The organism is Mesorhizobium sp. f-mel (assembly GCF_053850215.1).
In genome coordinates this window covers 260,487-279,662 of sequence record NZ_JBSPTO010000002.1, presented here as the reverse complement: position 1 = coordinate 279,662, position 19,176 = coordinate 260,487, and the positions used below count along the sequence as shown (strand labels likewise).

Below are 19,176 nucleotides of genomic sequence, written 5' to 3'. Positions count from 1 at the left end.
TCGAAGTTGTCCTAATTAACCCTCCGTAAGCCCGTCCATGCCATAACGTCTTTGGGAATTTTCCAACGGGGAGCAGATGCGTTTTCACAAGGCGGAATCAGCCTTTTTTGTGTTTATATTCGTGATCCTGGCCGCCGGCCTAGTGACGCTTCACGCCTATGGGCTTCTGCAGGCCTTCGCCGAAGACGTTCATACACCCGCACGGGTCGACAAGATCATCTATCTCAACAAGCTGCTGTTTGGGACCGGCGTTCTTTTGGCGACTGCCCTGTTCTTCGGCATTTTCTTCATCTATCCGCTGATCCGCAAGCAGGCGACAGAAGAAGGCAAGCTGCGCGCCATGACGGTTTCGCTCAGCGCCCGTTCGGAAACGCTGGAACATGCGGCGCTGACCGACAGCCTGACCGGTATGCAGAACCGGCGCTATTTCGATGACGCACTGAAGGAATATCTCGAGGAATTCCGCCGCATCGAGAAGCCGGTCGGGCTGATGATCCTTGATCTCGACCATTTCAAGCAGGTCAACGACACCCACGGCCATGATGTTGGTGACGAGGTGTTGCGGGCGGTCGCCAACTGTCTCAAGGACATGACACGTTATCACGATGTGGTGGCGCGTCTGGGTGGCGAGGAGTTCGCAGTGGTCACGCCCAACATGGACGCCGAACTTCTGTCCAAATTCGCCGAGCGCATCCGCAAGGCGATTGCCAACATGTCGATACTGTCAGGCAATGTCCGCCTAAAGATCACCACGAGCGTCGGCCTTGCCGTCTGGGACCGTAAGGAAACCGCCGAAGAGTTCTATCGCCGCGCCGACCGCCAGCTGTATGAGGCCAAGAGGCAAGGCCGAAACCGCGTCTGCGCCTAAAATCCCGTCACTAAATTCGTGAGGCTGGCCGCCTGATGCCGTTTTCTGCGCTACTACAGCGCCGCGCGTCCTTTGGACTCGCAAAGGACGCTGTAGCATCTTGATTTTGCGCATGATCCTTTCCGAAAATCGATCACGATTTTGGGGTCATGCGCGTGCTCGTGGACTGAATGTCCACTCCGCTCCGGTTCTCGAAAACGACACAATCCGGCTCAGCCTGACGAATTTCCTGACGGGATTTACCCAAGCAGGGAAAGCTTGCCCGGTATCTCAAGCGCGCAGGGCGCTGGATTCATGGAGACTTTCACCGTCGCCGGCTCAATCGTTCTGCGGGCGCAGGCCGAAGGTTGCGGGTTTCAAGCCATAACGCATGTCGAAATCGTCGTCGGGTTGGACGCGCGGGACGGGTGGCTTTCGGTAGTTGGGGTCACCGGCCTGTCGGGCGGAATCCACGACTTCGGCGAAGGCCATCGCCTGCTGCGATTTCGGTACGTTGCGCAGCCTTTCGACGATCGCCACCAGGTCGACATCATTGCCGGTTTCGGACGGCAAGGCTTCCTCGCGCTTGGCAGTGCCTGGAATGAGGTCATCGGACATTTTCTCGAACTTCAGCCGCATGGTCGTTGCCACGCCCTCACCGAAGGCGATGGCTTCGCGCTGGCCCATCGAAGACAGGAATGCCAGCGTCGAGGCCGAGGAATCGGCGATCGCCGAGCGGATGATCGCCTGGTCCTGCTCATTGGCAAGCCGCATGGCGAAAAAGGTCGAGCACTGCGACAGGATGGTGGGATCGAGCTCGCCCGGGCGCTGGGTGACGATGCCGAGATAACAGCCATATTTGCGGCCTTCCTTGGCGATGCGCGACAGCGCATGTCGGGTCGGCGCAAAACCAAGGCGCGGATCGGCCGGCATATAGCGGTGTGCTTCCTCGCACAGCAAAAGCAGCCGCAGCCGGCCTTCGCTCCACAGTGCAAGGTCGAAGGCCAGGCGCGCCAGCACCGAACAGACGGAATTGACCACTTCCGACGGCATGCCGGCCATCTCCAAGCAGGTCACCGGGCGCCCGTGATGCGGCACGCGGAAAATATTGCCGATCGTCTCGTGGATGGTATCTTCGATCAGCCGCGAATTGAACATGAAGCGGTAGCGCGGATCCGAGGCTGCCGATTCGATGCGCGTCTTCAGCGATTTGAGGGTGGGGCGGTCGTTCTTGCTTTCCAGCAGTCCCATGCGCTCGTCGATCTGCTTGATAAGATCGACAACGCGATAGGGCACCGGGGTGTCCGCGGTCAGTGTATCAGTGCCACGCCTGAGATAGGTGCCGGAATTCGGGTTGCGATACAGGTTCTTGGCTGCGGGAATGAGATCGCGCAAAGCATCGACCTCTTCCGGCACGGTCTCGCGCCCGCGAAACAGCACTTCGGCAAATTCCTCGAGCTTGAACATCCAGAAGGGCAGGTCCAGCGTCGTCGAATCGACCCTGACGCAGTGCTCGGGCAAGGACGCGCCGAACTCGTTGTGCGGATCGAGGATGAGAACGCGCAGGTCGGGTCGAGCGGCGATCGATTTGCGCAAAAGCAGCGAGACGGCGGTGGATTTGCCGACGCCGGTGGTGCCCACAATGGCGAAATGGCGCGCCAGCGTGTCGTCAATGGCGATGTTGGCGTCGATCGCCTCATCCTGTGACAGCGTTCCGATGGCAATCGAATGACGTCCGGCGAGATCATAGACCGCCTGCAAGTCGCGGCTGCGGATGCGGTGGGCGATGGCGCCGATATGCGGATAGGTGGTGATACCGCGGTCGAAAATCGGTTTGGTGCCGGGCTCGGCGCCGTCGCGCACCTCGCCGATGAGCTCGATACTGACCTCGATTGGGTTCTGGCCCGCATTGCTCCAGGCGCGATCCGACTTGCCGATCTCGTAGACTAGGCCGACGGTTCGCGTGGCGCCAAGATTGATGGAGATCATCTTGCCGACGCTCCAATGGCCGGTGACCGTGCCTTCGACATCGGCGGCATAGGCGCTGATGGTGGCGCGCGCGCCGTCGCACTGGACGACATTGCCCAGAATGCGCTTGTCGTTCTGCTCCGCCTTGCGGCGCTCCTGCAATGTCGGCTCTCCGACGGAGGCTTCGCGGTCGACGAACATGGACAGGCTGTTTCCCATTTCTCCAGGCGATAGACCTTACATCGACGGGGTTAAGGTGGGGTGAGGTCGGATGGTGTAAGAGCAATTAAGCCATTCGTGAAAATTGAATTTGATCGGCGCCTTGCTCTAAGCCAATATTTCGATATACCGGATGAATGACTGATATAGCGAACGACATCTCCTCGACCATCGGCAGGCGAATACGCTCCGAAAGAGCCTTGAGGGACTGGTCGCTGGCGGAGCTCGCAGACCGGTCCGACGTGTCGAAAGCTATGCTCAGCACGATAGAGCGCGGCAAGACGAGCCCGACCGCAGCACTTCTCGTGCGGGTCGCCGCGGCCTTCGGCATGACGCTTTCCACCCTCATCGCGCGGGCCGAGCTGCAAGGCGGCGGGCTGCTTCGCGAAAGCGATCAACCGCTTTGGCGCGATCCGGCAACAGGCTATGTCAGGCGGCATCTTTCGCCGGTCTCGGATATGCCGCTCGAGCTGATCCGGGTTCAATTGCCGGCGGGAGCCAAGGTGAGCTTTCCGGCAGCGTCCTATGCCTTCATCAGACAACAGATATGGCTGATCTCCGGACGGCTGGAATTCGCCGAGGGCCACGTCGTCCACAGTCTCGAACCGGGTGACTGCCTAGCACTTGGCGCGCCGTCGGATTGCAGCTTCCACGCTCCGGGACCGGACGCCGCCGACTATCTGGTCGCGCTGGCAAGGGGCTGAGCAATGGCGCGCCGTCCGAAACGTACCGACAATGGCGGCCCGCCTCTCGACGACTATGATGGCCCGCCATGGGGCGAGGGCGACGCCTACATCTTCCTTGCCTGGCAGGCGGCTCACGCCAAAGCCTGGAAAGCGCCGAGCCGAGACGTCATGCTGATGCGGCTGGACAAGGCCGAGCGGCTGGGCCTGACCTATGAGGAATACACGCTCGAACTGCTGGAGCGGGGGCGCCATCTGCAGGAAGAAGACACCGAACGCATTGCCGAAATCCGTCGGGCCAGGAGGCGGAGGCGGTTCAGTCATTTCAGCTGATGGCAGGGCCGCGTCTCGTGGCCCGACCGACGCTCACGCATTCACAGCCATTTTCATCTTGTTCTGGGGATCTTGCACGCATGAGTTCCATCGAAATCAAGACTCTGACCCAGGCTGCGGAAACCCACGCCATGCTGATCGACATGCTGGTCGAGACGGTAGCGGCCGGTGGATCGGTCAGTTTCATGCATCCGCTGGCGCCGGACGCGGCAGACGCCTTCTGGGGCAAGTCGCTTATGGCGGCTGAAAGGGGCGAAAGAGCGGTGCTCGGCGCCTGGGAAGGTGAGGTTCTGGTCGGCACCGTCACCTTGCTGCTCGATTGTCCTCCCAACCAGCCGCACCGGGCCGAAATCGCCAAGCTGATGACGCGCGTCGATCATCGCGGCAAGGGCGTGGCAACCCGCCTGATGCGGGTGGCCGAGGATCTCGCGGTCGAGAAAGGCCGCACGCTGCTGGTGCTGGACACGGCGGCCGAGGACGGCGCTTCCGGTCTCTATGAGAGGCTGGGATTCACGCTGGCCGGCGAAATACCGGACTATGCGTTGAAGCCTCACGGCGGGCTGACCAGCACGCTTATCTACTGGAAGCGTATCGGTATGTCGCCGCAGTAGTTCGTGCCGTTCAAGTCGGTGCTGTGCCGGCGAGGACAACTTGCTGTTGCGCTTGTTTCGATGTATTAGCCGCGCCCGACATGCGGCCCTTTTTTGCCGCACCGTACAGACTTTTGAAGGAGGCGACGATGAGATCTTGTTCACGCGTTTTGCGCCTTCGCGGCGGTCGGACGGGCTGACTCGCGCCATAGCGGGTTTTCCAACTTCCTGACAATCTGAGAACGGCTATGCCGCGATGCTGGTCATCGCTGTACACAGTTCGTCAAGCCGCAACGGCGCCGATGCTGCGTGGGTTCCCTTAAAAACGGTGGGCGCTGAGAGCTCCCCGCCGACGATCGCGGCTGTCTGAAGATCTGAGATGCGCCTTTGCAACACCCGGTCAGGCCATTGTAAACATTGGAAGAATGGCTCTTGCCTCGAGTTCGCTGTGAGCGTAGAGACGCGGCCCATTCCCAACCCGTCATCCCCAGAGGAGACCTGTCAATGACCCGGCAATCCAGATCGACACATTCCGTGCCGGCGCTGGAATTGCGTGCGGCTGACAGAGGTCCAATTGGGAAGAACGGCCATGGCAAAGTCCATGATCCAGCGCAGGCAGGATGCCGAGCGCGAACGCATTGACGCATATAAGCCAACGCTGCGGCGCGTTTCTCCCGTCCCGCGTCCCGCTCCGGATTTCGAGCAGGCGCTTGACGAGGCACGCCGGGGCCTTGCCGGCCTGGCGATCCGCGACGGCGCGTTGTGGCGCCCGAAGCTGAAGACGCGCGACCCTGCGCGGCTGCGGCTGGCGGCCGCTCGCCATCTCTATGCGCGCTATCCGGTTTCGGCCGCGCTCGAAGCCATCTGGCTGGATAGGTCGGGGCTGGATGGTCAGGAGATCGCGCTTCGCATGGCTTGGTACGTGGCGGTCGCAGGTGGCAACTCGCTCTACATGGCAGGTGCCAATGCCTGGCTGTCCCGCAAGGAGGTGCATTGCTTCCTGAATGTGACCGGTGACTTCTCGTTCAACGAGGCTTTTTGGTTGGCGATCGCGCGGTCCTATACGGATGATCCGGGATTGGCGGCCCGACTTGCGCGGACGAAAATCGCGCGCACGCCGCGCGGGGAACTGGTCTTCTGGCGCGAGGTGACGCGATTTTTCTGCGGGCATCCAGCGTCGAAGGAGGAGATCGATGACCTCTGCGACTACATCGGCGCGATGCACGAGCGCGATGCAGGGTACAGCCTGAAGGGGCGCACACTGGCTTCGCTGCGTCGGCAGATGTTGGAATGGCACCGCGACATTGGCGCGATCGAACGCATCGAGGCAATGCGCCGCCGCGCTGCCGGCAGGGCTCCGCCAACTGCCGGATTGCAGTCGCAACGCCGTGCCTGGGACGGCTCGCTCCTCGAGGACTGGGAATGGCAGCCATCGGCCAAGGAGGCGAAGGCGCATGGCGAGCGTTTCTTCGTCCGCCAGCTGAAGACCGCCGAGGATCTGGTCGCCGAGAGCCGGGCGATGCATCATTGCGTCTCGATGTATGCAGCCAAATGCATCGCCGGCAACGCCTCGATCTGGGTGCTGCGACGCACGGCGCTCGGCAAGATTGAGCGGTTGCTGACGATTGAGCTCGACCCGCAAAACCGTGCGGTGCAGGTGCGCGGTTTCGGCAATCGTCTCGCCTCGCTGCACGAGCGCAAGATCGTCGAGCGCTGGGCCAAGGCGAGGGGTGTGGTGCTCAGGGCCTGAAACGGAAGACCCCGCGCGGTGGAAAACGCCGCGCGGGCTGTACGGTTGTGCCGATGTCGGGTCGCAGTCGCTGACCGGTACGCTCATCTACTGGAAACGTATCGGTCAGTCTCGGTGACGGCTCCGCTGTCGCAGGTCCGGTTTGCTATCTCTTCTCTCCGGATATTCGGCTGGGCAAGTATCCCGGATGGCATCGCCGTGCAGATAGACAGTCAAGTACTGGTTCGAGTATCTTTCGGCCTCTCGCGGTGCTGCCTGTGTCCGTCCGAAGATGCGCCGCCTCACCGCTTGAGCGATGCGAAGCAAACAATAGCTGTCACGAAGATCTCGTAGCATGGGGCGGACCTGCCGAGCATTGCAAGCCAACAAGGAGCTATTCCATGTCCGATTTGATCGCCATCGTCTATCCGACCGAAGCCAAAGCGGAAGAGGTGCGCACGCGGCTGTTCGAATTGCAGAAGGAATATCTGATCGAACTCAGCGATGCAGTGATCGCCGTGAAGCAGGAGAGCGGCGACGTCAAGCTCAATCAACTCTTCAACCCAACTGCCGCTGGAGCGGTCTCCGGCAGCTTCTGGGGGCTCCTCGTCGGAATGATCTTCCTGATGCCGGTCGTAGGGGCGGCGGTTGGCGCGGCCTCGGGCGCACTTGGCGGCGCGCTGAGCGATTTCGGCATCAACGACAAGTTCATGAAGGATCTAGGATCGAGCCTGCAGCCCGGCAGCGCGGCACTCTTCGTGCTGGTGCGCAAGATGACAGCCGACAAGGTGCTCGAGGATCTGAAGGGATCGGGCGGCACCGTATTGAAAACATCGCTCGACCACACCAAGGAGCAGGCCCTGCGAGACGCGCTGGCAGCCACACAGAGCCAGCCGGTATCCGCACCCGACGCACCTGCCGCCTGATTAGAGGGGAGGCGCGGCATTCACCGCGCCTCCCTCCATGCCTTATCCCGCCTGCTAGCCCTTGTGATGGACCTGCGGCAGCCCGTAGACCGGCGTCGCGATGCCCTCATGCCGTGCCTTCAACTGTAGCGACAGGAACTGCGAATAGTGGCGTGACTGGTGCAGATTGCCGCCATGGAACCAGAGCGCTTCCTGTTGCGTCGGTTTCCACATGTTGCGCTGTTCGCCTTCCCAAGGACCGGGATCCTTGGTGGTGTTCGAGCCGAGACCCCAGCACTTCCCGACCTTGTCGGCGACCTCTTTCGAGATCAGCTCCGCTGCCCAGCCGTTCATCGAACCGTAGCCGGTAGCATAGACGACGACATCGGCCGGCAGCTTGGTGCCGTCGCTGAGCAAGACCGAATGCTCCTTGATCTCCTCCACGTCGACGCCGCTCTTCAGCTTGATAGCGCCGTCGATGATGAGCTGTGAGGCGCCGATATCGATATAGTAGCCGGAACCGCGCCTGAGATACTTCATGAACAGGCCGGAACCGTCGTCACCCCAGTCGAGCATGAAGCCAGCCCTTTCCAGTCCCTCGTAGAAGGCAGCATCACGTTTCTTCATCTCCTCGTAGAGCGGGATCTGAAATTCGTGCAGGATCTTGTAGGGTAGGGAGGCGAAGATGAGATCGGCCTTGGCCGTGGTCATCCCGTTTTGCACGGCTTGCTCCGAATAGAGCGCTCCGAGCCCGATATCCATCAGCGTGTCTGATTTGACGATGTGCGTGGTCGAGCGCTGTACCATGGTGACGTCGACGCCGGCTTCCCAGAGTGCGGCGCAGATATCATGCGCGGAGTTGTTCGAACCGATAACGACGACCTTCTTGCCAACATACTTGTCCGGACCGGGATGTTTCGAGGAATGATGCTGATCGCCCTTGAACGTCTCCATGCCCTTGAACTTCGGGATGTTGGGCCGGCCCGACATGCCGGTGGCCAGCACCAACTGCTTTGGCTTCAGGGCTATGTCCTTGCCGTCGCGATGGACGATGACGGTCCATTCCTTTTTCTCGTCGTCATAGGTGGCGCTTTTTGCCTCCGTGGAAGACCAATAGTTCAGCTCCATGACCTTGGTGTACATTTCCAGCCAGTCGCCGATCTTGTCCTTGGGCGAGAAGACCGGCCAGTTCCCGGGGAAGTCGATATAGGGCAGATGATCGTACCAGACCGGGTCGTGCAGGCAGAGCGACTTGTAGCGCTTGCGCCATGAATCGCCGGCGCGCTCGTTCTTCTCGACGATGATGGTCGGCACGCCGAGCTGCCGCAGCCGGGCGCCAAGCGCGATGCCGCCCTGGCCGCCGCCGATGATGAGCGTGTGGGGCTGACGGACAAAGCCGAGTTCAGTCGCCTCCTTCTCGCGCTCCTCCTTCCAGGTTGGACGATTTTTGCCGTGGCCATGCTTGGCGCCCAACGGCCGGGCGAAGCCGATGGGTTCCTCATGGCCTTTCAATTCGACCATCGTGGTGAGCAGCGTCCAGATCTTGCCGTTCTTCAGCCTGATATGGCCGAAGCCGCGCGCAACCTCCGTCTCGAAGCTGATCCAGCCCTCCAGCAGCTCGCCGCTTTCGCCGGCGTCCTCGCCCTTGGCGATCGCCCAGTTCGAAGGTTTTGTCTTCGCTAATTGGCTCATCAGCATGTCGCGCACCTGGTCGCGACCTTCCATGGTTTTGATGTTCCAGGTGAAGGTCACCAGGTCGCGCCAGTAGCAGTCTTCCTGAAAGCACCCGACCGCCTTGTCGACATCGCCGGCGGCAAGGGCTGCGCCGAATTGGTCGAGCAGGTCGGATAGTTTCTTGGCTGGGGCCTTGTCGAGCATCAAATTTCCTCCCGTGAAGTCCTGGTCGTCATCGTGGCCTTGGCGAACCCTCCCAGTTCGGCCGGAGTATCGCGGCAAACTATGCGCCGCGTCACGTCGTCAAATAGTTTGTTGTGGTTTCAATGGCTTATCGGGACGATCGTGAACTCTGATCCTGCCGGCGGTCGTACCGGAACGGTGCCTTGTGGCGGAACAAGCTGGCTCAATGCGATGATGGTCAACCGGCCCGTCCGATATGGCCAACGGGTTCAAACCCTTTTGGCATCGTGTGCATATTCGCCGTTGACAGCGGCGCAAAACCAATTCTATTGTCCGCCACCATGAAAACGGCACTCATTCTCGTAGTAGGAAAGCGCGTGGGCAAGGCGGTGTAACCGCCGGGCGAAAACCTCCCATGCGCAGACACAGGCTCCCTCGGGGGCCTTTTTTATTGCCCGAAACACGACTAAACGACCAGCAATCGCCCGATGGCGGACAGTACGGGACCAGACCGATGATCAGTGGACAGAATGAGCGGCGCGAAATGCCAAGGACCGAAATCACCGGCGCCGAAATGGTGGTGCAGGCGCTGAAGGACAATGGCGTCAAGCATGTTTTCGGCTATCCGGGCGGCGCGGTTCTCCCGATCTATGATGAAATCTTCCAACAGGACGAGGTCGAGCACATCCTCGTCCGTCACGAGCAAGGCGCGGGTCATGCGGCGGAGGGCTATGCGCGCTCGACCGGCAAGGCCGGCGTCATGCTGGTGACATCGGGGCCGGGCGCCACCAACGCGGTGACGCCCTTGCAGGATGCGCTGATGGATTCGATCCCGCTGGTCTGCCTGACCGGTCAGGTACCGACCTCGCTGATCGGCTCGGACGCGTTCCAGGAGTGCGACACGATCGGCATCACGCGCCCCTGCACCAAACACAATTGGCTGGTGAAGGACGTCAACGAGCTCGCGGCAATCATCCACGAGGCCTTCCACGTCGCAACGACAGGACGTCCCGGTCCGGTCGTCGTCGATATTCCGAAGGACGTGCAGTTCGCCAAGGGCATCTACGTGCCGCCACAGACGGCGCCGCGCACGAGCTATCAGCCTAAGGTCCAGGGCGACCTGGAAAAGATCAAGGCGGCGGTCGAACTGATGGCCAACGCCAAAAGGCCGATCCTCTATACGGGCGGCGGTGTCATCAATTCCGGCCCGGAAGCCAGCCATTTGCTGCGCGAACTGGTCGATCTGACCGGCTTCCCGATCACCTCGACGCTGATGGGCCTTGGCGCCTATCCGGCGTCGGGCAAGAACTGGATGGGCATGCTCGGCATGCACGGCACCTATGAAGCCAATATGGCGATGCATGATTGCGACGTCATGGTCTGCATCGGCGCGCGCTTCGACGACCGTATCACCGGTCGGCTCACCGCGTTCTCGCCGAACTCGAAGAAGATCCATATCGACATCGATCCATCGTCGATCAACAAGAACGTCCACACCGATGTGCCCATCATCGGCGATGTCGGCCGGGTGCTGGAGGATCTGGTGCGGCTGTGGCGGGCGACCGCCAAAGCCGACAAGAAGGCGCTCCACCCGTGGTGGGAGCAGATCGCGAAATGGCGGGCGCGGGATTCGCTTGCCTACAAGATGAACCACGACGTGATCATGCCGCAATATGCCGTCCAGCGGCTCTACGCGCTGACCAAGGACATGGACACCTACATCACCACCGAGGTCGGCCAGCACCAGATGTGGGCGGCGCAGCACTACCATTTCGAGAAGCCGAACCGCTGGATGACCTCCGGTGGGCTCGGCACGATGGGCTACGGCCTGCCGGCGGCGCTCGGCGTCCAGATCGCGCACCCGGATGCGCTGGTCATCGACATTGCCGGCGACGCCTCTGTGCAGATGACGATGCAGGAGATGAGTGCCGCGGTGCAGCACGAAGCGCCGATCAAGATCTTCATCCTCAACAACCAGTATATGGGCATGGTGCGGCAGTGGCAGCAGCTTCTGCACGGCAACCGGCTGTCGCATTCCTACACCAAGGCGATGCCGGATTTCGTCAAGCTTGCCGAAGCCTATGGCGGCCACGGCATCCGCTGCGAGAAGCCGGACGAGCTGGACGACGCGATCAAGGAGATGATTTCGGTGAAGAAGCCGGTGATCTTCGACTGCCGGGTGGCGACACTTGCCAACTGCTTCCCGATGATCCCGTCGGGCAAGGCGCACAACGAGATGCTTCTGCCGGATGAGGCGACCGACGAGGCGGTGGCCAACGCCATCGACGCCAAGGGCAGGGAACTGGTGTAACTGTCAGCCGGGGCAGGGCTGTCGGAAGAAGCCGTGCGGAAACAGAGAATTGGCTCAAAAGTTTGAAATCGAGATTCATGTCATGAACGCACAGCTTCAACCGACCGGCTCCGCCTACTTCATCGCCAAGGAAACGGAAAAGCCGGAGACTCACACGCTTTCCGTGCTGGTCGACAACGAGCCGGGCGTGCTGGCCCGGGTCATCGGCCTGTTTTCCGGACGCGGCTACAACATCGAGAGCCTGACGGTCTCCGAAACCGAACATGAAAAGCATCTGTCGCGCATCACCATCGTAACGCGGGGTACGCCGCATGTGCTGGAGCAGATCAAGCATCAGCTCGAGCGCATTGTGCCGGTGCACCGTGTCGTCGATCTCACCGTACGCTCGCATGAACTCGGCCAGGACCGGCCGCTGGAGCGGGAGCTCGCGCTGGTGAAAGTGGCCGGCACCGGCGAAGGTCGCGTCGAGGCGCTGAGGCTGGCCGATGCCTTCCGCGCTAGCGTCATCGACGCCAATACCGAGCATTTCATCTTCGAGATCACCGGCAAGGGCTCCAAGATCGACCAGTTCATCGCCATCATGAAACCGCTCGGCCTGGTCGAGATCTGCCGGACCGGCGTGGCGGCGATGAATCGCGGCCCGCAAGGGATGTAAACCGTCCGGCGCTATGGCTCCAACGCGCTGGCGCCGCCTACACCTGTCTGTTGCTTTTGGTGCTGATCCTCTGGGCCGGCTGCCGGCGCGGGGTGGCCTTTGTGCGCCTGAACCAAAAAGACAATGTTGCTGACCTGCTTGGGAAGAAGCCATGACCCTCGATGCATTTCTTGCCCTGCTGGTCTATGCCTTCGTGACTTCGATCACGCCGGGCCCGAACAACTTCATGCTTTTGGCTTCCGGCGTGAATTTCGGTTTTGCCAAAACCATTCCGCACATGCTGGGCATCAGCATCGGCTTTCTCGTTCTGCTGCTGGCCGTCGGCTTCGGTCTCGGCGCCGTGCTGACCGCGTTTCCGGCGCTGCACACCGGGTTGAAGGTCGCGGGCGGCGTCTACCTGCTCTATCTCGCCTGGAAAATCGCCGTGTCGCGCTCGTTCAGCGGCAAGGGCGAGGCCAAGGCGCGACCGATGCGTTTCATCGATGCGGCGGCGTTCCAGTGGGTCAATCCCAAGGCTTGGGTGATGGCGATCACCGCCATGGCCGTCTACGCCAATTCGGAGCATCCGTTTCTGTCGGTGGCGTTGATCTCGATAGCCTTCACCGTCGTCAACCTGCCGAGCGTTTCGGTGTGGGCAGGTTTCGGCATGGCGCTGCGCGGTTTTCTGTCGGATCCGGTACGGCTGAAATGGTTCAACATCGCCATGGGCGTTCTGCTGGCGGCGACGCTGTGGCCGATGCTTCGGTAGCTGCCTTTTATTGTGCACTGCACATTAAATCTTCGTAATGCCGGGTTTTGGCACTTTTTCGCCTTCGGCGCCTTCTATCTAACCTGGTGAACCCGCGGCACGAGGCTGCGAGTTAGCCAAGACATGACCACCGTACCACGGCATGTCGGATAGAAGGCTTTGACGATGCGTGGGAAGATCGTGCTTGCGGTGCTTGCGGCCGCCTGCCTTGTCGCAGCCGGGCTCTACCTTTCGCCCGCGGCAACGGACAAGGTCCGGCAGATGCTGTCAGCGGGGCAGGCGTCTCCTGACAAACCGGCGGCCGCCGCAAATGCCGCACGTTCGACCTCGGTGGTTGCCGCCACCGCTTCGACGGCCGACTTCCCGATCCGGCGCTACGCCATCGGCTTCGTATCCTCCCCTGCGGTGGTCAGCGTGAACGCACGGATCTCGAGCCAGATCACATCGATCGTCGTCAAGGACGGGCAGATGGTGAGGGCTGGCGACCTTCTGTTCTCGCTGGACGACCGCTCACTGAAGGCGCAACAGGCCCGTGACCAGGCGACGCTCGCCAAGGACGAGGCGTTGCTTGCCAGTGCCACGGCCGATCTTGAGCGCGCCAAGAACCTTGTCGCCAGGCAGGCTGGCACGCAGCAAACCTATGATCAGGCGATCGCCGCGCAGAAGTCCGCTGCGGCCACAGTCGATGCCGACAAGGCGTCGCTCGATGCCGACGCTGTCCAACTCGGCTTTGCCACGATCACGGCGCCGATTTCCGGCAGGCTGGGCGCGGTCAACGTCGCGATCGGCGATCTCGTCACCACCAGCAACGGCAACAGCACGTCGACCCCGCTGGTGACCATCACCCAGGTGGACCCGTTGCAGGTGAACTTCAATCTTCCGGAAAGCGATCTTGCCTTGCTGCACAAGGCGCTGGCGGAGCCAAGGGAAGGCGCAGTCACGCTGACCAAGGACGGCGATCCGACGCCGATCGGCAAGGGGACCCTCGATTTCGTCGATTCCAGCGTCGACACAGCCTCCGGCACGATCGCAACGCGTGCCCGCGTGCCCAATGCCGATCTTTCGCTGTGGCCGGGCCAATATGTGAATGTCGTTCTCGATGCCGGCATCATGCCGCAAATGACCTCCGTTCCCACGGTTGCGGTCCAGCCCAGCCAGAAGGGACCGTTCGTCTATGTGATCAAGCCTGACGAGACGGTGGAGATGCGGCCCGTGCAGGTCGCGCTGACCGAAGGCGACAGCAGCGCTATCGGCGAGGGGCTGAAAAGCGGCGAACGTGTCGTCGTCGAGGGCCAGGCAAAGCTGAAGAACGGTTCGCCGATCCACGAAGCCGAGGTCGGAACCGGCGATCAGGCGTCTCCAAGGGTTGCGGAGGCTGGCAAGGCGGCCGGGACGCGCCCATGATCTCCGAATTCTGCATCCGCAGGCCCGTCGCCACCCTGCTCATGTCCTTTGCCCTCGTGCTGGGCGGGCTGTTCGCTTACAAGTTCCTGCCAGTGGCCGCTCTGCCGAGCGCCGAGTTTCCGGTGGTCAACGTCTCGGCCTCGCTGCCCGGTGCCTCGCCGGAAACCATGGCGACCTCGGTGGCAACGCCGCTGATCAAGCAGTTCGCCACCATCGCCGGCATCGATTCGATCTCGACCACGAATTCGCTTGGCTCCACCTCGATCGCCATCCAGTTCGTGCTCAATCGCGACATCGACGCCGCGGCGGCCGACGTGCAGGCGGCGATCGCGCGAACGCAGCGGCAATTGCCGCCCGAGATGACCAGCCCGCCGAGCTACCGCAAGGTCAATCCGGCCGATGCGCCGATCCTCCTGATGTCGCTGGTCAGCGACACGGTTCCGCTGACCGATCTCGATGCCTTTGCCGAGAATGTGATCTCGCCGTCGCTGTCGACGATCGAAGGCGTGGCGCAGGTCTCGATCTTCGGGCAGCAGAAATACGCCGTGCGCGTCCAGATCGATCCGACGGCGCTCGCCGCACGCGGCATCTCGATCGACCAGCTGCAGACGGCGATCGCCTCGGCCAACAGCAACACGCCGCTCGGCGTGCTGCAGAACGACAAGCAGCAGCTGACGATCACCGCCAATACGCAGCTGAACAACGCGGCGGGATTTTCCAACATCATTATAGCCACCAGGAACGGCCGTCCGGTGCGGCTCGGCGAGGTGACCCGCGTCATCGATTCGGTCGAGACCACGACGACGGCAAGCTGGTACGACGGCACCCGCGCGATCATCATGGCGGTGCAGCGCCAGCCCGATGCCAACACCGTCGACGTCGTTGACCGCGTCAAGGCGATGCTGCCGTCCTTCCAGGATCAAATGCCGGCGGCGGCCAGTATCCAGTTGCTCAACGACCGCTCGACTTCGATCCGCGAGGCGGTCGACGACGTGCAGTTCACGCTGCTGCTCACCATCGCACTGGTGGTGATGGTGATCTTCCTGTTCCTGCGCCGGGTAACGGCGACAATCATCCCGGCGGTGGCGGTGCCGATCTCGCTGATCGCCACGCTCGGCGCCATGTTCCTGTTCGGCTTTTCCATCGACAACATATCGCTGATGGGGCTGACGCTGGCGGTCGGCCTTGTCGTCGACGATGCGATCGTCATGCTGGAGAACATCTTCCGCCACATGGAGGAGGATGGGCTCTCGGCCCTCGACGCGGCGCTCAAAGGTGCGCGGGAAATCGGCTTCACCATCATTTCGATCTCGATCTCGCTGGTGGCGGTGTTCATCCCCGTGCTTTTGATGGGCGGAGTGATCGGCCGCATTTTCAACGAGTTCGCGGTGGTGGTGACAGTCGCCATCCTGGCGTCGATGTTCGTGTCGCTGACACTGACGCCGATGCTGTGCTCGCGGCTTTTATCGGTGTCGAAGGCCGAGCGCGAAGCAGCGGAGGGCGGAGGTCACAGGCACAATTTCTTCATGCGAGGCTATGACTGGCTGCTGACCTTCTGCCTGCGGCACAGTTTCCTGGTTTTTCTCGTCTTTATCGGAACGGCCGCACTGTCGGTCTGGCTGATCCAGACCTCGCCGAAGGGCTTCTTCCCGCAGGAGGATATCGGCCAGATTTCGGTGACGACCACCGCGCGCCAGGACATTTCGTTCGACGCCATGGTGAAGCTGCAGGGGCAGGTGGCCGATGTCTTCACCCATTCACCCTATGTCTCGCATGTAGGGTGGTCGGTAGGCGGCGGAGACAACGCGCTCAACCAGGGCCGGCTCTATGTGCAATTGAAGGACAAGGACCAGCGCCCCGATATCGACAAGGTGCTCTCGGATCTGCGGCGGCAGCTGGCCAATGTTCCCGGCATCGAAACTTTCATGCAGCCGGTGCAGAATCTGCGGCTCGGCGCGCGCGCTTCGGCCAGCGCCTATCAGCTCGTCGTGCAGGGCCTCGACATCGGCGCGGCGGACAGCTGGGCGCAGAAGCTCACCGACGCGATGGTCGCGGATCACGCAGCCTTCACAGACGTCACCAATGATTTGCAGAATAACGCCTTGCAGGCGTCTTTGGTGGTCGACCGCGACAAGGCGGCGACGCTTGGCATCGACACCGATACGCTGCGCTCCAGCCTCTATGGCGGTTTCGGCACCGAGCAAGTGTCGACCATCTTCGGTTCGGCCGACAGCTATGAGGTGATCATGGAGCTCGACCCGAGGATCGAGTGGTCGCCAGAAAGGATGCTGGCGATCAAGGTGAGGACGGCCAGCGGCAGCCTGGTGCCGCTCGGCGCTTTCGCCAGTGTCGATCGGACCGCCGGCGCCTTGACCGTCAATCAGCTCGGCCAGCTTCCGGCGGTGACCATCTCCTACAATCTGCCGCAGGGCGTCGCGCTCGGTGACAGCGTGACCCACATCAATGCGCTGAAGGAAAAGATCGGCATGCCGGCGACGATCTCGACCACTTTTTCGGGCACGGCGAAAACGTTCCAGGATTCGCTTGCCAACCAGGGCCTGCTGATCGGCGGCGCGATCCTGACCATCTACATCGTCCTCGGCATCCTCTACGAGAGCTTCATCCATCCCCTCACCATTCTGATCGGACTGCCGTCGGCCGTGCTCGGCGCACTGGTGGCGTTGCGGCTTGCGGGCATGGACCTGTCGGTGATCGCGGTCATCGGCATCCTGATGCTGATCGGCATCGTCAAGAAGAACGGCATCATGATGATCGACGTTGCGCTCGAACTCAGGCGCGAGGGGATGTCGCCGCTCGATTCCATCCACAAGGCCTGCCTGATGCGCTTTCGTCCGATCATGATGACGACGCTGGCGGCGCTGATGGGCACGATCCCGATCGCGCTCGGGACCGGCGCCAGCGCGGAACTGCGCCAGCCGCTCGGCGTTGCGGTGGTCGGCGGCCTGGTCGCTTCGCAAGCTCTGACGCTGTTCGTCACGCCGGTCATCTATGTCTACATGGAGCATTTTTCCGGCTGGCTTCTCGGGCTGTGGCCGCAGCGTCGGGACGAGCAGCTACCGGTCGAAACCGTCGACCAGCCGTCGCTGTTCGAGGGCGGAGAAGAGTTGCAGGGCGAGCCGCAAAAGGCGGCTGCAGAGTAAAGCCGATGGGTTTCACTGGCCCAAGCCGTGGCGCTTGCCGCCGGCGGCTCGCGATCGTAATTTGACGCCCATGTCCCATGATCACGACCACGACAACGAGCTTGATCCTTTTGCCGCCCGGGTGCGCGCGCTGGAGACGATCCTTACCCAGAAAGGGCTGATCGATCCGGCCGCCATCGACGTGATCGTCGACACCTACGAGACAAAAATCGGCCCGCGCAACGGCGCCAAGGTGGTGGCGAAGGCCTGGGTCGATCCTGACTTTGCTGCTTTGCTGAAACGCGACGCGACGGTGGCGATTGGCTCGCTCGGCTACACCGGACGGCAAGGTGAGCATATGCAGGCCGTCTTCAACACGGTTGACACGCACAACCTCGTCGTCTGCACGCTGTGCTCGTGCTACCCGTGGTCGGTGCTCGGCCTGCCGCCGGTCTGGTATAAGGCGCCGCCCTATCGTTCGCGTGCAGTGATCGATCCGCGCGGCGTGCTCGAAGAATTCGGGCTGACCTTGCCGGCAACGACCAAAATCCGGGTGTGGGACTCTACTGCCGAGCTCCGCTATCTGGTCGTGCCGACGCGGCCGAATGGCACCGAGGACTGGAGCGAGGAGCGGCTGGCGGATCTGGTGACGCGCGACGCGATGATCGGCACCGGACTGGCCGGGGCGCCGAAATGAACGGGCCGCAGGATCTCGGCGGACAGATGGGGTTCGGGCCGGTCGCGCCTGAGAAGGACGAGCCCTATTTCCATGCCGCCTGGGAAAGGCGTGCACTGGGCGTGACGCTGTGCGCCGGCGCGATGGGGACGTGGAACATCGACGAGAGCCGGCATGCGCGGGAGTCGCTGCATCCAGCCGACTACTATGCCTCCAGCTACTACCAGATCTGGATCAAGGCGCTGGAAACCTTGCTCAAGCGGCATGGCTTCGTCAGCGATCGCGATTTGGTCGCGGGCAAGGCGGTCGATCCAGCGGCGGCGCCCAAAAGGGTGCTGAAGGCGGAAAACGTGCTGGCGGTGCTGGCCAAGGGCGGCCCATGCGACCGGCCGATCGCCACCCCGGCTCGGTTCAAGGCGGGCGACCTCGTGCGGACGAAGAATTTTCATCCGACCGGCCATACGCGGCTGCCGCGCTACGCACGCGGCAAGCAAGGCGCCGTCGAGGCGGTGCGCGATGGTTTTGTCTTTCCCGACACCAACGCGCATGGGCAAGGCGAAAACCCGCAATGGGTCTATACGGTGGTTTTTGAGGGCGCGGAAATCTGGGGCGAGGGCGCCGACCCGACGCTGACCGTGTCGATCGACGCTTGGGAGAGCTATCTTGAATCGGCGTGAGGCGAAGTCAGTCACCGCGCTGCCGGCCGGCGTCGATGCGCCGGTTTTCGCCGAGCCATGGCAAGCGGAAGCCTTCGCCATGACGGTCGCGCTGCACGACAAGGGCCTGTTCTCTTGGAGCGAATGGGCGGACGCCTTGTCCGCCGAGGTCAAGAAGCCGGGTGCTGCGAGCGATGGCCATGATTATTACGAGCACTGGCTGGCAGCACTGGAAAAGTTGCTGTCGGCCAAAGGCGTCGCCGGCAAGAGCGATGTCGATACGCTTGCCGCTGCTTGGGAACGCGCCGCGCACGCAACGCCCCATGGCAAGCCGATCCTGCTGGAGAACGATCCCAGCCGGACCGAAGGTCGTGGCGGCCCGACCGGTTAGGTTGTGGCGGCTCGACTTTGTTCCCTTTACGTTCCGACATCTGCCTGATAACTTGCGTCATTGT

The 19,176-nt window shown here is 62.0% G+C and carries 16 protein-coding genes; 14 read left to right on the top strand and 2 right to left on the bottom strand.

What is annotated here, in order from left to right:
- Window positions 1–76 precede the first annotated feature (76 nt).
- A complete protein-coding gene (locus tag ACWUKX_RS05400; RefSeq protein WP_065010266.1) occupies window positions 77–868 on the top strand; it encodes a GGDEF domain-containing protein in 792 nt (263 codons plus the stop codon).
- Between the two features lie 318 nt (window positions 869–1,186).
- Here the strand turns inward: ACWUKX_RS05400 and ACWUKX_RS05395 are convergent, their stop codons facing one another.
- A complete protein-coding gene (locus ACWUKX_RS05395) occupies window positions 1,187–3,016 on the bottom strand; it encodes an ATP-binding protein (RefSeq protein ID WP_456004905.1) in 1,830 nt (609 codons plus the stop codon).
- Between the two features lie 155 nt (window positions 3,017–3,171).
- Here ACWUKX_RS05395 and ACWUKX_RS05390 point away from each other — a divergent pair, with 155 nt between their 5' ends.
- From ACWUKX_RS05390 to ACWUKX_RS05370, 5 genes are all read left to right on the top strand, one after another.
- On the top strand, window positions 3,172–3,738 hold the full coding sequence (locus ACWUKX_RS05390) for a helix-turn-helix domain-containing protein (protein ID WP_456004616.1): 567 nt from the start codon (window positions 3,172–3,174) through the stop codon (window positions 3,736–3,738).
- A gap of 3 nt (window positions 3,739–3,741) precedes the next feature.
- Window positions 3,742–4,050, top strand: a complete 309-nt coding sequence (locus tag ACWUKX_RS05385; protein ID WP_456004614.1) for a hypothetical protein — start codon at window positions 3,742–3,744, stop codon at window positions 4,048–4,050.
- Between the two features lie 80 nt (window positions 4,051–4,130).
- Entirely contained in the window at window positions 4,131–4,661 is a 531-nt protein-coding gene (locus ACWUKX_RS05380) for a GNAT family N-acetyltransferase (RefSeq protein WP_456004611.1), read from the top strand.
- A 568-nt stretch (window positions 4,662–5,229) separates the two neighbouring features.
- Window positions 5,230–6,390 (top strand): PcfJ domain-containing protein, encoded by a 1,161-nt coding sequence (locus ACWUKX_RS05375; RefSeq protein WP_456004609.1) that lies wholly within the window; start codon window positions 5,230–5,232, stop codon window positions 6,388–6,390.
- Between the two features lie 380 nt (window positions 6,391–6,770).
- Entirely contained in the window at window positions 6,771–7,295 is a 525-nt protein-coding gene (locus tag ACWUKX_RS05370; RefSeq protein WP_456004606.1) for a DUF1269 domain-containing protein, read from the top strand.
- A 54-nt stretch (window positions 7,296–7,349) separates the two neighbouring features.
- Here ACWUKX_RS05370 and ACWUKX_RS05365 read toward each other — a convergent pair whose 3' ends face one another.
- Window positions 7,350–9,152, bottom strand: a complete 1,803-nt coding sequence (locus ACWUKX_RS05365) for an NAD(P)-binding domain-containing protein (protein ID WP_456004603.1) — start codon at window positions 9,150–9,152, stop codon at window positions 7,350–7,352.
- 493 nt (window positions 9,153–9,645) lie between these two features.
- Here ACWUKX_RS05365 and ACWUKX_RS05360 point away from each other — a divergent pair, with 493 nt between their 5' ends.
- The 8 genes from ACWUKX_RS05360 (at window position 9,646) to ACWUKX_RS05325 (ending at window position 19,112) form a co-directional block, all read left to right on the top strand.
- Window positions 9,646–11,442 carry an acetolactate synthase 3 large subunit gene (locus tag ACWUKX_RS05360; protein WP_456004600.1) on the top strand — a complete coding sequence of 599 codons (1,797 nt, stop codon included), beginning with the start codon at window positions 9,646–9,648 and terminating at the stop codon, window positions 11,440–11,442.
- Between the two features lie 82 nt (window positions 11,443–11,524).
- Window positions 11,525–12,097, top strand: coding sequence for an acetolactate synthase small subunit (ilvN, locus tag ACWUKX_RS05355; RefSeq protein WP_029351349.1), 573 nt, complete (start codon window positions 11,525–11,527; stop codon window positions 12,095–12,097).
- Window positions 12,098–12,248: 151 nt separating this feature from the next.
- On the top strand, window positions 12,249–12,845 hold the full coding sequence (locus ACWUKX_RS05350) for a LysE family translocator (RefSeq protein ID WP_456004597.1): 597 nt from the start codon (window positions 12,249–12,251) through the stop codon (window positions 12,843–12,845).
- 165 nt (window positions 12,846–13,010) lie between these two features.
- Window positions 13,011–14,249 (top strand): efflux RND transporter periplasmic adaptor subunit, encoded by a 1,239-nt coding sequence (locus tag ACWUKX_RS05345; protein ID WP_456004594.1) that lies wholly within the window; start codon window positions 13,011–13,013, stop codon window positions 14,247–14,249.
- A complete protein-coding gene (locus ACWUKX_RS05340) occupies window positions 14,246–17,410 on the top strand; it encodes an efflux RND transporter permease subunit (RefSeq protein ID WP_456004592.1) in 3,165 nt (1,054 codons plus the stop codon). Before ACWUKX_RS05345 ends, ACWUKX_RS05340 begins: the two co-directional genes overlap by 4 nt.
- A 70-nt stretch (window positions 17,411–17,480) precedes the next feature.
- Window positions 17,481–18,086, top strand: coding sequence for a nitrile hydratase subunit alpha (gene nthA, locus ACWUKX_RS05335; RefSeq protein ID WP_455847358.1), 606 nt, complete (start codon window positions 17,481–17,483; stop codon window positions 18,084–18,086).
- On the top strand, window positions 18,083–18,742 hold the full coding sequence (nthB, locus tag ACWUKX_RS05330) for a nitrile hydratase subunit beta (protein ID WP_456004590.1): 660 nt from the start codon (window positions 18,083–18,085) through the stop codon (window positions 18,740–18,742). Before nthA ends, nthB begins: the two co-directional genes overlap by 4 nt.
- Window positions 18,729–19,112 (top strand): nitrile hydratase accessory protein, encoded by a 384-nt coding sequence (locus tag ACWUKX_RS05325; protein ID WP_164891962.1) that lies wholly within the window; start codon window positions 18,729–18,731, stop codon window positions 19,110–19,112. The genes nthB and ACWUKX_RS05325 overlap by 14 nt, the downstream gene beginning before the upstream one ends.
- Window positions 19,113–19,176 lie beyond the last annotated feature (64 nt).

Bases quoted from the DNA above. Each gene is read 5' to 3' on its own strand.
- ACWUKX_RS05400 (WP_065010266.1), top strand. From the start codon at position 77: ATGCGTTTTCACAAGGCGGAATCAGCCTTTTTTGTGTTTATATTCGTG.
- ACWUKX_RS05395 (WP_456004905.1), bottom strand. From the start codon at position 3,016: ATGTTCGTCGACCGCGAAGCCTCCGTCGGAGAGCCGACATTGCAGGAG.
- ACWUKX_RS05390 (WP_456004616.1), top strand. From the start codon at position 3,172: ATGACTGATATAGCGAACGACATCTCCTCGACCATCGGCAGGCGAATA.
- ACWUKX_RS05385 (WP_456004614.1), top strand. From the start codon at position 3,742: ATGGCGCGCCGTCCGAAACGTACCGACAATGGCGGCCCGCCTCTCGAC.
- ACWUKX_RS05380 (WP_456004611.1), top strand. From the start codon at position 4,131: ATGAGTTCCATCGAAATCAAGACTCTGACCCAGGCTGCGGAAACCCAC.
- ACWUKX_RS05375 (WP_456004609.1), top strand. From the start codon at position 5,230: ATGGCAAAGTCCATGATCCAGCGCAGGCAGGATGCCGAGCGCGAACGC.
- ACWUKX_RS05370 (WP_456004606.1), top strand. From the start codon at position 6,771: ATGTCCGATTTGATCGCCATCGTCTATCCGACCGAAGCCAAAGCGGAA.
- ACWUKX_RS05365 (WP_456004603.1), bottom strand. From the start codon at position 9,152: ATGCTCGACAAGGCCCCAGCCAAGAAACTATCCGACCTGCTCGACCAA.
- ACWUKX_RS05360 (WP_456004600.1), top strand. From the start codon at position 9,646: ATGATCAGTGGACAGAATGAGCGGCGCGAAATGCCAAGGACCGAAATC.
- ilvN (WP_029351349.1), top strand. From the start codon at position 11,525: ATGAACGCACAGCTTCAACCGACCGGCTCCGCCTACTTCATCGCCAAG.
- ACWUKX_RS05350 (WP_456004597.1), top strand. From the start codon at position 12,249: ATGACCCTCGATGCATTTCTTGCCCTGCTGGTCTATGCCTTCGTGACT.
- ACWUKX_RS05345 (WP_456004594.1), top strand. From the start codon at position 13,011: ATGCGTGGGAAGATCGTGCTTGCGGTGCTTGCGGCCGCCTGCCTTGTC.
- ACWUKX_RS05340 (WP_456004592.1), top strand. From the start codon at position 14,246: ATGATCTCCGAATTCTGCATCCGCAGGCCCGTCGCCACCCTGCTCATG.
- nthA (WP_455847358.1), top strand. From the start codon at position 17,481: ATGTCCCATGATCACGACCACGACAACGAGCTTGATCCTTTTGCCGCC.
- nthB (WP_456004590.1), top strand. From the start codon at position 18,083: ATGAACGGGCCGCAGGATCTCGGCGGACAGATGGGGTTCGGGCCGGTC.